Raw genomic sequence first — 13,312 nt, forward strand, 5'->3', positions numbered from 1 at the left:
TTTTTTATTTGTCCTTTTCAATCTTTTTCAGTAAGCGATTCGGACGCAAACCAAGGTGGCAAGCCGGTTGGAAGGAAAAACCGGCTTTTTTCATTCCAGAAAAAGCATTCTGGGATGTGATGGTTTGGACACGGATTTTTTCCGCAGGCCAGCGGATGGGGATTCTGCCTGTTTTCTGCCTGCGCGTCCTGGTTTTACAAAGGTACCTATGTTGTACGAGGAGCATGATTTGCAATCCTTCAGAACATTTCTCGCATCGGGCAAAACCATTATTTTCGACGGGGGCATGGGCACCCTTTTGCAGGCCCGGGGCCTTGCTCCCGGGGAATCGCCTGAACGGTTCAGCCTGCGATGTCCGAACGTGGTGGAGCAGATCCACCGGGACTATTGGCAGGCAGGAGCCCATGTGGTGACCACCAACACTTTTGGAGGGACCCGGTTCAAGCTGGGAGGAGATGTGGATCCGGTCGAAATGAACCGCATCGGGGCTTCTCTTGCCCGCAAGGCCGTGGGCGACAAGGGGTTTGTGGCCGGAAGTATCGGGCCCACCGGGCGCATGATCGAGCCCCTGGGTGATGTGACCTTCAGGGAACTGGTCCAGGCCTTTGAGGAGCAGATTCGTGGTCTTGTCCAGGGTGGAGTGGATCTCATCCTCGGGGAAACCCATTTTGATCTGGCCGAAGCCCGGGCCGTGGTGGTGGCGGCCCGCCACGTGTGCGATCTTCCGGTGGGTATTTCCATGACCTTTGAAGAAGGGGTCAGTCTTACGGGAACCTCTCCCAGGGTTTTTCTCGACACCGTGGAGAACATGGGCGTGGATCTGGTGGCCACCAATTGCAGCGCTGGTCCTGAAGAGTTGCTCGTGGCCGCCAAAGAGATGCTTGCCGGAACCCGGACACCCCTTCTGGTACAGCCCAATGCCGGTCTTCCCGAACTGGTGGACGGGAAAACGGTTTTCCGGCTGGATCCGGAGGCCTTTGCCGTGCAGACCCGGGAGTTTGTTCGCGCAGGCGTGCAATGCGTGGGCGGGTGCTGTGGGACAACCCCCGATCACATCCGGGCCCTCAAGGCGGAAACCGAGGCGCTGACCCCGACCCTTCCCGAGCAATCCGCGCATCCGTGCATTGTGTTGACTTCGCGTTCCACTTCTCTTTCTCTGGGATTTGAGTACCCCAGCCAGATCATTGGCGAGCGCATCAACCCAACCGGCAAGAAGGACCTCATTGCCCAGTTTCAGAATGGAGAGATTACCCGTGCTCTGGAGCTGGCCCAGGAACAGGTGGATATGGGTGTGGGCGCACTGGACGTGAACGTGGGCGCTCCCATGGCTGATGAACAGGAACTTCTGCCCCTTCTGGTCCGTGAGCTTGCATCCCGCATGCAGACGCCGCTGTGCATCGACTCCAGTGATGAACAGGCGGTCATCGAGGCCCTGAATGTTTACCCCGGTTCCCCACTGGTCAATTCCATCAGCGGCGAGCCCGGCAAGATGGAACGGCTTGGCCCCTTGTGTCGGGATTACGGGGCCCCGTTCATCCTGTTGCCCCTCAAGAAAAGCAAGCTTCCGGTGACTGCGGCCGAACGCATCGCCATTATCGATGAACTCGTTGACCAGGCCGATTCCTTGTCCATTCCCCGGCGGTTGATTCTGGTGGACGCCCTGGCCCTGACGGTTTCTTCCAAGCCTCTGGCAGCCAGGGCCTGCCTTGACGTGATCCGTTACTGCCGGGAGGCATTGGGCCTGACCACGGTTATGGGGCTTTCAAACATCTCTTTTGGTCTCCCGGCACGCGAACTCCTCAATACCCATTTCATGACCATGTGCATGGCTGCGGGTATGGGCGCCTTCATTGCCAATCCCAATTCACAACGACTCCAGGAGGCCCTGGCCGCCAGCGAGGTACTGCTTGGACGTGACCCTCAGGCGGCTTCATTCATTGACAGATTTTCCGACTGGCAACCCAAAGGAGGGACACTGTCACCGGCCCGCAAGGCTGATGGTGATGTTGAGGATGTCGGTCGCAGTTCCATCGAACGGGCCGTGATCAAGGGAGAAAAGGATGCCATTGAGGCCATGGTTCTGGACGCAATCAAAGATGGCGCCGATCCCTTTGAAGTCGTCAATGCCCAGCTCATTCCCGGGATCACGGCTGTGGGCGAAAAATACGAGCGTCGGGAATACTTTCTTCCCCAGCTGCTTCGTTCGGCCGAAACCATGCAGAAGGGGTTCAACGTGTTGCAACCCTATCTGGAAAAGGACGGGGGATCGAACAGAATCCGTATCGTCATGGCCACGGTGGAAGGGGATATCCATGATATCGGCAAGAATATTGTCTGTCTGATGCTTCGCAACCACGGTTTCGAGGTCATTGATCTGGGCAAGGACGTGCCGGCCAAAACGATTGTCCGGGCCGTGGAAGAGAGTGGTGCCCGCATTGTGGGGCTTTCCGCCCTCATGACCACCACCATGGTCCGCATGCAGGATACGGTTGATTTGCTCAGGGAAAAGGGACTTCCCTGCAAGGTCATGGTGGGTGGAGCGGTTGTCAGCCAGGCTTTTGCCGAGCGCATCGGCGCGGACGGATATTCCGAAGACGCTGTTGCTGCGGTCAGGTTGGCGCAACGCCTTTGCGGGGCCGCATCAAAGGCATGAGCCGGCACAAGGGAGAAATGAGCATGCTGACGCCCGTCAACAAGGTCCTGGCATCCGTCCTGGTGGGTCTGGTGGTCCTGACCACCATCCTGTCGGGATCTGCCGGTGCTTCGCAGGTGAAGACCCTTTCCCGGCAGGATCTGGATGCCATGATCAGTGCCAACAAGGGAGCGGTAACCCTGGTTGTCTACTGGGCCACGTGGTGCAGTTCCTGCCGGCAGGAAATCCCGGTTCTCAATGAAATCCGTGCTGCCTATCCCCAGGACAAGGTCAAGATCATGGGGATTTCCATGGACAGGGATGCCGGTCAGCTTGAAGCATTCATGGATATGGTGGACTTTGCATACGATATATACCGTGTTCCCGAGGACCAGAGCCATGGGTTCCGGGACATTGTGGCGTTGCCCACGCTGGTATTTTACAAGAAAAACGGCACAAAAGGCTGGACTCACAAGGGGTTGATGCTTCCCGGGCAGATCCGCAAAACCATTGATATCTTTGCTCGGGAAACGCAATAGGTGCATACGGCGTAAGCCGGTGCCGGAGACTGGATATGGATTCATTTATTTTGCGTAAGGCCATGGTCAAGGATGTCAGGTTGATCCATGAGCTGCTCATGAACGAGGCCGCCACGGGCGAGGGGGTTGTGCTGCCCAGATCCTACAACGATTTGTACAACCGGTTGCGGGATTTTTATGTGGTTGAAGACGATGCAACCCGGAATATCGTGGGCTGTTGCGCCCTGGCCATCACCTGGGACAACATTGCGGAGATCCGCTCCCTGGTGGTTTCCAGACCCCTGCGCAAACAGGGGTGGGGACGCAGGCTTGTGGAGGCGTGTGTGAGCGAGGCCCTGACCTTTGGGCTGTTCAATGTGTTCACCCTGACGGCCAAGCCGGAATTTTTCGAAAAACTCGGGTTTTCCCTGGTTGATCAGGCAACCCTGCCCCAGAAAGTCTGGGCCGATTGTCTCAATTGTCCCAAGTATCCGGATCAGTGCAATGAAGTGGCCATGCAGCTGACCTTTTGAGACAGGATGAGGATATTTTCGGGAAACAATCATTTGTGTCCCATGGGCACTGCATGGAGAATCAATGAACAAGAGAGTTGTATTTGACAAGGATGTCATAGCCAAACGGGTTAGGGAACTGGGCCAGGCCATTTCCCAACGCTACGGAAACGAACCTTTGGTCTGCGTGTGTGTACTCAAGGGAGCGTTCGTGTTTTTTGCCGATCTCATGCGCAGTCTGGATATAGACCCGGAGTTGGATTTCGTGCGCCTGGCCAGTTATGCCGGGGGCACGTCAAGGCAGGGCAAGATGATTTTTTCCAAGGACATGGAGGTTTCCATTGAGGACAAGCATGTTCTCATTGTGGAGGATGTCGTGGATACCGGTCATTCCATGCAGTATCTGACCCGTGTCCTTGAGACCCGCAACCCCCGGTCCATTGCCATTGCCGCCCTGGTGGACAAGAACGAGCGCAGGGAACTGGACGTGACCGTTGATTTTCCCGGGTTCTCCTTGGACAAGGGATTCATTGTGGGATATGGGCTTGACTACGATGAAAAATACCGAGGTCTGGAAGGTATTTACGAGTTGATAGTCAACGATTGAACCGGTCGGGAACCAGGACCCGAATTCCTTGTGGGTGTATGACACCTGTTACGTTGACTGGCGATACTTTTCCCAATCATGATGTGAGGTCGGTATGATTGTACAATGTCCCGAGTGCGATACCCGCTACAATCTTGATGAAGATCGGATCGGTCCCCAGGGCAGCAAGGTCCGGTGCACACGTTGCAAGCATGTTTTTCGAGTAGCCCGTCCGGTGGCCTCTTCCGTGGAGGAGACCGTTGAGCAGCTTTTCAGCCAGGCTCCGGATGTTTTCGACAATGCTGCCGATGCTCCGGAAGGCCTGGAGCCACCGGCCAGCAAAGAGAGCGAACAGCCTGTTGATGAACACGACGTGCCCGTGAAAAAAGGACGCGCCAGACAGATAGTGCTCTGGCTGTTGCTGGTGGTCCTTATTGTCATAGGCGTGGGCATTGGCACCTATTATTATGCCCCGCAACTTCTGGACAATACCGGAACCGGCGCCTTTGTGGGCAAGAAGGTGGAAGAGCAGAAAAAGGAGACCGAGGCGGTCATTCCTGAAATCGCCTTGGAAAATGTTCGTCAGTATTTTGTGAAGAATGAAAAGATCGGTCAGGTCTTTGTGGTTGAAGGCAAGGCCGTGAACAAGTTTGACGTTCCCAAGGAATTGATCAAACTGCGCATCAAGCTGTTCGACGATACAGGCAAGGTCATTGAGAACAAGGAATTCTTGTGCGGCAATGTTGTTTCCTATTTTCAGCTGCAGGTGCTGCAACGGGAAGAGCTTGAATCTGCCCTCACCGCCAAGGTGGGTATTCTGACCAACAACACCAATCTCAAGCCCGGCGCTGGTGTACCGTTCATGGTGGTTTTTCCCAATCCGCCCAAGACATTGAGTGAATTCGCCCTGGAACCCATAGAGGTCAAGGATCCGCCGGCCTAGGCAAAAGCCGGGAGGCGCGGGCATGAGGGGAAAAAGATCTTGTACCGGGCAGATGTCCGGACCGTGACGGCCCATCACCGGCATGGCCGGTTGCTTCCTGTATAAGCTCCAACGCTGTTCCCCATGCCAACCAGATAAAGGGCGGTCCTTCAGGTCGCCCTTTTGTTTTGCAACAATCACAATGACGCCATGAAAACCAAGGAAATCTATCGTTGTTCCCAATGCGGAACCACCTCGCCCCGGTGGATGGGGCAGTGCCCAGGATGCAAGCAGTGGAACACCCTGGAACCGGATGTGGTAGTCAAGGACAAACCGGTTCGTTCCCTCAAGGAGGGCGCAGCACTGGTCAGCCTGGACAATCCTCCGCCAGAAACCCGGCTCAAACCTCTCCCCACCCACATCAAGGGGCTGGATAACCTGCTGGGCAAGGGACTTGTGCCCGGAGGGGTCCTGCTCCTGGGCGGTGAACCGGGCATTGGCAAATCCACCCTGCTTTTGCAGTTGGCTTCCAGTGCTGCCGGGCCCGGACAGAAAAGCGTGTATGTTTCAGGAGAGGAATCCCTGGGTCAGCTTCAGGGCCGGGCTCTCCGTCTGGGCCTTGAGTTGGGCAACGTCATGGCCATGGCCACCAACCAGATCGAGGATGTACTGGAAGTCATGGACGGTCCCAAACGTCCCCATCTGATCATCCTTGACTCGGTCCAGACAATGGCTTCGGGGGCTGTGGACGGCATTCCCGGAACCGTGAGTCAGGTTCGCTCCGTGGCCATGCAGATTATTGAAAAGGCCAAGGAAACCGGTGTCTGTGTGGTCATTGTGGGCCACGTGACCAAGGATGGGCAGATTGCAGGCCCCAAACTTCTGGAGCACATGGTGGACACGGTCCTTTCCCTGGAAGGAGATCGCCACCGTCTTTTCCGCATGCTCCGGGTGCTCAAGAACCGGTTCGGCCCCACCAATGAGCTGCTTCTTTTTGAGATGCAGTCATCAGGCATGCGGGTTGTTCTCGACCCCTCGACTTTTTTTCTCCAGGCCCGGGACGAGCGACTCAGCGGCACTGCCGTGGTCATGGGTCTGGATGGGCAGCGTCCCTTTGCCGTGGAGGTTCAGGCCCTGGCCAGCAAAACCTACCTGACCTTTCCCAGGCGCACGGCCCTGGGCCTTGACGCCAATCGGTTGAATCTTCTTTTGGCGGTCATGGAAAAACGCCTCAGGATCAATCTCGGGCAGTTGGATATCTACGCCAAGATCGGCGGCGGGCTGAAACTCAATGATCCAGGCGTGGATCTGGGACTGGTGGCGGCCATTCTTTCCTCGGTCTATGATCGACCCCTGCCGGAACGATCCGTGTTCTGGGGCGAAGTGGATCTGAACGGTCAGGTCAGGCCGGTTGTGGGTCAGGGGGTCCGGCTCAAGCAGGCCCGCACCTTGGGGTATGATCCGGTGTTTTGTCCCACAACGGGCAAGGGGCGGGACAGCGGTTGTTCTTCCATCATGGGATTTCATGAACATCTTTTCGGGGATGGGCAGTAGCAGACGCCCCACGGGATTCTGCCGGGTAGCCAGGTGCCAGCATGACCAGATTGTCGGAAACCATGAAACGGGTCGGGTGGATCATACAACGGCAGGAGAACGGATCATGGACGGTTCAAGCTTCCAAGGCCCGGAATTATGTCTTTTCTCCGCAAACGGGTTGGTCGGTTCCCCTGCAGGAAATAGAACGGGTGCTCCAGGAGGACGTCAAGGCCCTGGAATCAGGAAATCTTGATCCTTCACGTACCCTGTCCCGGACCACGGCCCTGGACCATACCAAACATCCTTCCCGGCCCGTGGTCTGGATCTGCAAAAACGGACTGGTCGCCGGAAAGCGGGTTTTGCACCTAGGTACGGGATTGGACCGGTTTGCCGGCAAAACAATGCTCAATGCCGGGGCCGTGTCGGTAACCGACTATGATCCCAATTTTTTTCCCGACCGTTCAGTGCTCGGGAAGATTTATGACGTGGTGGTGTGCAACTATGTTCTGAATGTCCTTCCCCCTGTGGAACGAAAGCTTGTGTATACGGATATTGCCACATGCACTGCCCCCTGCGGCAGGGCCTATCTCTGTGTTCAAGGAAAATGGCCGGTCCTGAACAGACATCGCATTGTCGGCACCTTTGAGGACGGGTATGTTGTCCAGGATGGGCCGAGTCCGCATTTTCGCAAAGGATATGATTCAGCTGAATTTCTGGCCGAAATCATATCCGCCATGGGTGGGAAAGCTCGTGTCCTGTGCATGTTCTACAGCAACACCCTGGCCCAGTGGATCCCGGGATTTTCAACAGCACGGCGGGATACCTGATGAGAAATATTCTTCTCCTTTATACTGACCCCCAGTATCTGGTGAACCAGGTCTATCCTCTGGGCCTGGACAGAATCGCTGCAAGCCTGCGCTCTCATGGTTACGAGGTTCAACTGGATTACCCCTTTCTTCCAGGTCCCTCTGTGGCCCAAAACCTGGCCGCCACCATCAGCCGTTTCCGGCCCCATTGCATCGGTCTGGGCATTCGTAACATTGATACCACCATGGCCTGTGAAGCCTATGGCAATTTTCATGGCCCTGGATTTTCCACCAGGTATTTTCTCCCCGAGATCAAGACCATCTGTTCCTGGCTCAAAAGTGAACTGCCTGACGTGCCCCTTGTGGCCGGAGGGGGGGGATTCACCATTTCTCCCGAGGCCATGCTGGAAGAGCTGGGCCTGGACTTTGGCATCCGCGGTGAAGGAGAGCTGGCCTTTGCGGAATTTCTGCGTTGCTGGCCCGACAAAAACAAGGTGAAAACCATCCCCGGTCTTGTCTGGCGCGAACAGGGCGGTGGAAGCAATCCGCGTCTTTTGTATACCTTTGACAAACCCTTGTCCTGGCACCGGGAACCAAGCTTTCGCTATGCCCTGGAACATGTGGCCCTGCCGGTTCAGCTCAAACGGGGCTGCAACCAGGGGTGCTCCTTTTGCGTGGAGCCCATGCTTGAGGGGCGCAGGATCGTTCATCGACCCGTTGCCGAGGTTATTGAAGAGCTTGAGCAGTATGCCTCAACATATACGGATGTGCGCAAGATCTTTTTCGTGGACACGGAATTCAACATTCCCGATCTCACCTATGCCACCGCTCTGGTGGAGGGGCTGGTGCAGGCCGGGCTGCATGAACGGTTCCGGTTTGCCTCGCAATTCTTGCCCCGTCCCTTTACCCCGGAGTTTGCCCGGTTGCTGCAGCAAGCTGATTTTTCCCTGATTTTCACCTGTGACAGCTTTGCAGACCCGGTCCTTGCCCAAAACGGCATGTCCTACAGGCAGGAGGATATCCTGCGCACTCTGGACATATGCGAAAAGCTGGGGCTTGATCATACCGTGGATCTCATTTTCGGGCTGCCCGGGGAAACCCGGAAAACCCTGGATGAGACCTTGTCCCTCATGCTTGACCGGCCACCCACTTCCTGGCGGCGGTATGAGTACACCATTGGGGCACGCATCTATCAGGGCACACCGCTGCATCGCATGGTTCAGAATAATGCCTCCCAAGAGGAGGCCCATATTCATGGACGCATGACCCCGGGCATGCTTGAGCCCTGTTTTTACTGCTCTCCCAAACCGCCCCTGGATCTCAAGGAGGATATAGATGCTGTCCTGCCTTTTGCCCTGGAATTCAGAAACGGTTCCGATGAGGCAGCCAGGCAACGTTTGGGCGTCCGCTGGCTGGCGGATCAGCATCGCTGGGATGAGACCGCTCAACATTTTTTTGAATTGGACACGAAATCGCAGGCTGCCGTCTATGGGTACGTGTTCAAAAGTCTCGTGAGAGAGAACCAGATCGACATGGCCCGGTCCCTTCTGGAATATGTCTGGCAGGAATTGACGGATCAGGGAGGTTTTGACCAGGAGCTGGCCATGGTGGGGCATTTTCTCGGGTTGCTCAACGAGATGGAGACCCCTTAGAGCTCGGAATCCATGAGGCTGGAGGTAGCAGGCAGGAATGGTCCCGGGGCTGATTTCCTTTGGGCAAACATCCTGATCCCAAGGGTGCATCTCCCTGAATCACAGATGCCGGGGGCGCACTCTCATTCCCCGCATATCCACAAACCCGGTTGGAAAAGGCGGCCCTTTCCCCATGAGCCAAAGGTTCATGGGGAAAGTTTTGTTTGTTGATGATGTCGTCTTCTGATGTGCATGTTCATACCCCAAGGAGGATTTGTTGGTTCCCTTTATTCCGGCAAGCCAACTCAAGAGCAGATACAACGTGCTCGGCCATTTTTATTCCCTTGCTTTTTCCTCGGGACGGACTGTGGACTGCCGCAGCGTTCTTGAAATCGTGGCCAAGAGGGATGTCCCGCAGGATGTGTCCGGATTGAGCGAGACATGTCCCGATGCTGTGTGCATCATGATGAATCCCGGGTCATCCCGGCCTCTTGTGAAGGTTGATACGGTGATCCCTGCCAGCCGACCCCACGACATCATGCATGCGTCCCTTGTCCCCACGCACCCGGACATCACCCAGTACCAGGTGATGCGACTCATGCACTATCTTTCATGGCAGCATGTGCGGGTTGTGAACCTTTCTGATCTTCGGGATCCCAAAAGCGGAAAATTCGTGGAACGCTTTACGGTTCTTGAGGCCGAGGAACAAAGCGAAATTCATTGTGTGTTTTCCGGAGAAAGAAAAAAGGAACTGGCCCGTCGTCTCGGCCCCCAGGAAAGGGTTCCGGTGATCTGTGCCTGGGGAGTGAGTTCCGAGCTTGATCCCCTTATTGGGCGCTGCATGCAGCAGATTGCCGGGCGCAGGGTGCTCGGCCTGCTCAAGCAAGGCACTGTGGACAAGTATTTTCATCCCCTGCCCACCCTGCAGCGGGCCAAGGAGGCCTGGGTATCGGACATGGTGGCCCTGTGCCGACAAGGCAGTGAACAATAATAGATTTTAATAGATTTGGAGATTCGTGAATCATGTATGTGTACAGCTTTCTCAACGACTATTCCGAAGGGGCCCATCCCGATCTTCTGAAGATTCTGGCAACCACCAATGAGCAGCAGGAAATGGGGTACGGAGAAGATACCCTGTGCCAGAAGGCCCGGGAACTGATTCTTGCTGAAACAGGCAACCCCGCAGCCGAGGTCCATTTCGTGTCAGGCGGAACCCAGGCCAACCTCATTGTTCTGGCTTCCATGCTCAAACCTTACGAGTCGGTCATTGCCGCGGATTCCGGGCACATCAATGTCCATGAGACCGGGGCCATCGAGTCAACAGGGCACAAGGTTCACGGCGTGCCCGCCCTGGAGGGCAAGATCCGGGTCGAAAGCATCCGCGCCGTGGTGGAAGAGCATGGGGACGAGCACATGGTGCATCCTGCTGCCGTGTACATCTCCGATTCCACGGAATTGGGCACGGTGTATACCCTGGATGAACTGGAGGAAATCGCTGCCGTGTGCCGGGAACTGGGATTGTATCTCCATCTGGACGGGGCCAGGCTGGGATGCGCTTTGACGAGTACCCATTCGGATGTGACCATGGCCGATATCGCCCGACTCACGGATGTTTTATATATTGGGGGGACAAAAAACGGTGCCCTGCTCGGCGAGGCCATTGTCATCAGCAACCGGGAGCTTCAGTCCCATTTCAGATATCACATCAAGCAGCGTGGCGGCATGCTGGCCAAGGGAAGGGTCCTGGGCTCCCAGTTCGCAGGGCTTTTTACGGACGGTCTGTTTTACAGACTTGCCGAGCACGCCAACACCATGGCCGCCCGGATGGCCCGGGGCATTGAAGACCTGGGGTTTTCCTTTGCAACCCCTCCCCAGACCAATCAGGTTTTTCCCGTTTTTCCCAATGAGCTGATCCGGCAGCTGAACACGAAATATGCATTCCATACCTGGGAAAAGGCCGGACCGGATCAGGCTGTTGTCCGCCTGGTGACCTCCTGGGCAACCCCGGAAAAGGCTGTGGATGGATTTGTGGAGGATCTCGGTAAGATGGGATAATGCGGCTGAGTGGACTGCCTGCAATACGGAGTTGATGCGTGTGCTTGCACTCGCATACAACGAAGCAATGTAAAGGATACTATATATTCATAAGTCGTCACAGGGTGGCATGGGCAAATCTCAAATTGAGCAGGCTGATCTTAATGGTAGCTTCCAATTACCCAATGTTTCTGGTCCACCTCACTACAGGATATTCTTTTTCTACCCAAATCTTTCCCCTTCTAGGTGTTTTGTAATGGTATCCCCTACCCGTTGTTGCCGGCGTGAAGCGTCCGACAACAACGGGTAGGGGATACCGGTGAGCTTCATCAAGTCCGTGTCTACTCGTTTGTTATATAATACTTTTTATATCATTGTAATAATTTATTACTTCATTAACTGACTGAATATTAGCATTTTTTTTCCAATTCCATTCCAAATCAACATTGCTTAGTTTAGAATATAAATAACGAAAATATTGAGAAGGAGCATCAGGGTTGTTTGCTAGCCAACAATTCGCAGAAGAATCTTCGTAGTACAAATAACCATTGTCAAAATCAGCTAAGCTGTAAATTTCACTACTGCTTGACAAATATATCATCTCAATTTCTTCAAGAATAACCCGGTGGAAGTTTTCAATATCAAAAATACCATGTAAATGAGCATGCTCAACGCAGGCACCAGCATTGTTGCTTTCTGATCCGGTGCCATGTTCAAAGAACAGCAAAGATTGGCCACAACGTTCTATATTATATCTTTGAAGTATTTTTTTTATGTAAACTAACTCTTCGTGATACTCTAGATTTGTACTTGCAATTGACAAGAGATGTCGATTTGGGACAATCAATACATGTGATTTGTTTATTGCTCCAATACTTGGGATTATGGAAAAATTATCTGTTGAAAATAAAATTGTACCTTGATTGGCAACAATTTCTGCATAGAGACCATGTTGGGAAGGGTCACATACACCAAGTAACTCATTACATATTGAACAATGCATTATTTACTTGAATCTTTGACAGGAACTGTTGATTCTACCCATTTTGCCAATTGTGTCATTACAATATCAGAAAAGTGACCAAATATAAAGCAAAGACCGAAAGAAACTCTGCCAGATTCGCCTTTACCAATATTTATTGGTAAAACATTCGTCGAGGCCAAAATGAAAATTGCAAATGCGACGATCGCACTTAGAAACGGTATAAATATTCTCCAATAGAATTTATGCCTTTCCCAATAAAATTTATATTGATTGTCTTTTCCCTTGGCGGTTACCCTGTAGAACCACTTTGCATCGAAAGTCCAACCACCTAAAAAACCTCCTAACCCAGCAAACAACAAAACCTTTGAATGGTGGTCAACGCCAAATATCCATATCTTGAAGTGAATGAGAATTGTTAAAAGGATGGCTAGCCAAAAAGTTATTATTAGAAATGAAAATTCAAATATTATTTGATTTTTATCAGATTTAAAAAATGGAACAACCTCATTTTCTCTATCATTTTTATTGACTTCCTCATTCATTATATCCCTTTAAAATTCGGTTTGATTTAATATTTAACATTATTATATGTTTTCCTGATAACCCCAGGAAACCTTGCCGTTGACAAAATTAAGATTGAATGTAGGTAATTTCAACCTGATAACTCAGAATTTGGCATGTTATCAAGATCTTTTTTGCGGTAAAGAGCTATGATTAACTCGACTTTCGGAGTTAATCACTGACAACTAATTGAATGTTTTTATTGACAATAAATGAATTTTTACCGGCGAAATTATCCATATTAGTTTGAACTGTCTCCAAAATTTTGTTGAGGATATTTGCCGGTACTAGTTTGATTTTATGAAGATTTTCTACGATTGTGCCGAGGATTCTGCCGAGTGCATCGATCAGGGTGCAGTCTGCAGCTTCTTCGCAGAAATGATGGAACAAGATGCCCAGAGTTCTTGGGTCATCTGTCCGCCGCTTTTCTATACTGAGAAAGATATATCTGGCCATTACGATGCTTGTATGGGCGATGAGGGCATCAAAATCCCTGCCTTGGCATCCTCTTTCCAGTTCAAGGTGTTGTTTAGCCGTACGGAAAAAAACTTCAATGTCCCAACGCCGACCGTAAATCCGTACTATTTCC

The 13,312-nt window shown here is 53.0% G+C and carries 12 protein-coding genes and 1 pseudogene; 10 read left to right on the plus strand and 3 right to left on the minus strand.

The window, feature by feature from the left end; genetic code table 11:
- Window positions 1–229 precede the first annotated feature (229 nt).
- From DPF_RS04750 to DPF_RS04795, 10 genes are all read left to right on the plus strand, one after another.
- Window positions 230–2,653: a homocysteine S-methyltransferase family protein gene (locus DPF_RS04750; RefSeq protein ID WP_269433408.1), complete on the plus strand. Its 2,424-nt coding sequence runs from the start codon at window positions 230–232 to the stop codon at window positions 2,651–2,653.
- Window positions 2,654–2,676: 23 nt separating this feature from the next.
- Window positions 2,677–3,171, plus strand: a complete 495-nt coding sequence (locus DPF_RS04755; protein WP_069857711.1) for a TlpA family protein disulfide reductase — start codon at window positions 2,677–2,679, stop codon at window positions 3,169–3,171.
- Between the two features lie 35 nt (window positions 3,172–3,206).
- Complete coding sequence (locus DPF_RS04760; RefSeq protein WP_069857712.1) at window positions 3,207–3,683, plus strand: N-acetyltransferase; 477 nt, start codon at window positions 3,207–3,209, stop codon at window positions 3,681–3,683.
- Window positions 3,684–3,747: 64 nt separating this feature from the next.
- Window positions 3,748–4,269 carry a hypoxanthine phosphoribosyltransferase gene (gene hpt, locus DPF_RS04765; protein ID WP_069857713.1) on the plus strand — a complete coding sequence of 174 codons (522 nt, stop codon included), beginning with the start codon at window positions 3,748–3,750 and terminating at the stop codon, window positions 4,267–4,269.
- A gap of 94 nt (window positions 4,270–4,363) precedes the next feature.
- Window positions 4,364–5,191: a DUF3426 domain-containing protein gene (locus DPF_RS04770; protein WP_069857714.1), complete on the plus strand. Its 828-nt coding sequence runs from the start codon at window positions 4,364–4,366 to the stop codon at window positions 5,189–5,191.
- A 189-nt stretch (window positions 5,192–5,380) separates the two neighbouring features.
- Window positions 5,381–6,724: a DNA repair protein RadA gene (gene radA / locus DPF_RS04775; RefSeq protein WP_069857749.1), complete on the plus strand. Its 1,344-nt coding sequence runs from the start codon at window positions 5,381–5,383 to the stop codon at window positions 6,722–6,724.
- 41 nt (window positions 6,725–6,765) lie between these two features.
- The gene (locus DPF_RS04780; RefSeq protein WP_069857715.1) at window positions 6,766–7,533 is read left to right on the plus strand and encodes a class I SAM-dependent methyltransferase; all 768 of its coding nucleotides are present in this window, start codon (window positions 6,766–6,768) and stop codon (window positions 7,531–7,533) included.
- The gene (locus DPF_RS04785) at window positions 7,533–9,164 is read left to right on the plus strand and encodes a B12-binding domain-containing radical SAM protein (RefSeq protein ID WP_069857716.1); all 1,632 of its coding nucleotides are present in this window, start codon (window positions 7,533–7,535) and stop codon (window positions 9,162–9,164) included. Before DPF_RS04780 ends, DPF_RS04785 begins: the two co-directional genes overlap by 1 nt.
- A gap of 256 nt (window positions 9,165–9,420) precedes the next feature.
- On the plus strand, window positions 9,421–10,134 hold the full coding sequence (locus DPF_RS04790) for a hypothetical protein (protein ID WP_069857717.1): 714 nt from the start codon (window positions 9,421–9,423) through the stop codon (window positions 10,132–10,134).
- A 32-nt stretch (window positions 10,135–10,166) separates the two neighbouring features.
- The gene (locus DPF_RS04795) at window positions 10,167–11,198 is read left to right on the plus strand and encodes a threonine aldolase family protein (protein WP_083254472.1); all 1,032 of its coding nucleotides are present in this window, start codon (window positions 10,167–10,169) and stop codon (window positions 11,196–11,198) included.
- 331 nt (window positions 11,199–11,529) lie between these two features.
- Here DPF_RS04795 and DPF_RS13880 read toward each other — a convergent pair whose 3' ends face one another.
- The 3 genes and pseudogenes from DPF_RS13880 to DPF_RS14010 all read right to left on the minus strand — a co-directional run.
- Window positions 11,530–12,180: an HIT family protein gene (locus DPF_RS13880; protein ID WP_141721056.1), complete on the minus strand. Its 651-nt coding sequence runs from the start codon at window positions 12,178–12,180 to the stop codon at window positions 11,530–11,532.
- Entirely contained in the window at window positions 12,180–12,704 is a 525-nt protein-coding gene (locus DPF_RS04800) for a hypothetical protein (protein ID WP_069857718.1), read from the minus strand. Before DPF_RS04800 ends, DPF_RS13880 begins: the two co-directional genes overlap by 1 nt.
- A 190-nt stretch (window positions 12,705–12,894) precedes the next feature.
- Window positions 12,895–13,312: pseudogene (locus tag DPF_RS14010) on the minus strand (hypothetical protein); the annotation flags it as partial.

The sequence above is a fragment of the Desulfoplanes formicivorans genome, assembly GCF_001748225.1.
In the GTDB taxonomy this organism is placed as follows: domain Bacteria; phylum Desulfobacterota; class Desulfovibrionia; order Desulfovibrionales; family Desulfomicrobiaceae; genus Desulfoplanes; species Desulfoplanes formicivorans.

What these genes read in the sequence shown, in the direction of transcription:
- DPF_RS04755 (WP_069857711.1), top strand. Translation starts at nt 2,677, where the DNA reads ATGCTGACGCCCGTCAACAAGGTCCTGGCATCCGTCCTGGTGGGTCTG.
- DPF_RS04760 (WP_069857712.1), top strand. Translation starts at nt 3,207, where the DNA reads ATGGATTCATTTATTTTGCGTAAGGCCATGGTCAAGGATGTCAGGTTG.
- hpt (WP_069857713.1), top strand. Translation starts at nt 3,748, where the DNA reads ATGAACAAGAGAGTTGTATTTGACAAGGATGTCATAGCCAAACGGGTT.
- DPF_RS04770 (WP_069857714.1), top strand. Translation starts at nt 4,364, where the DNA reads ATGATTGTACAATGTCCCGAGTGCGATACCCGCTACAATCTTGATGAA.
- radA (WP_069857749.1), top strand. Translation starts at nt 5,381, where the DNA reads ATGAAAACCAAGGAAATCTATCGTTGTTCCCAATGCGGAACCACCTCG.
- DPF_RS04780 (WP_069857715.1), top strand. Translation starts at nt 6,766, where the DNA reads ATGACCAGATTGTCGGAAACCATGAAACGGGTCGGGTGGATCATACAA.
- DPF_RS04785 (WP_069857716.1), top strand. Translation starts at nt 7,533, where the DNA reads ATGAGAAATATTCTTCTCCTTTATACTGACCCCCAGTATCTGGTGAAC.
- DPF_RS04795 (WP_083254472.1), top strand. Translation starts at nt 10,167, where the DNA reads ATGTATGTGTACAGCTTTCTCAACGACTATTCCGAAGGGGCCCATCCC.
- DPF_RS13880 (WP_141721056.1), bottom strand. Translation starts at nt 12,180, where the DNA reads ATGCATTGTTCAATATGTAATGAGTTACTTGGTGTATGTGACCCTTCC.
- DPF_RS04800 (WP_069857718.1), bottom strand. Translation starts at nt 12,704, where the DNA reads ATGAATGAGGAAGTCAATAAAAATGATAGAGAAAATGAGGTTGTTCCA.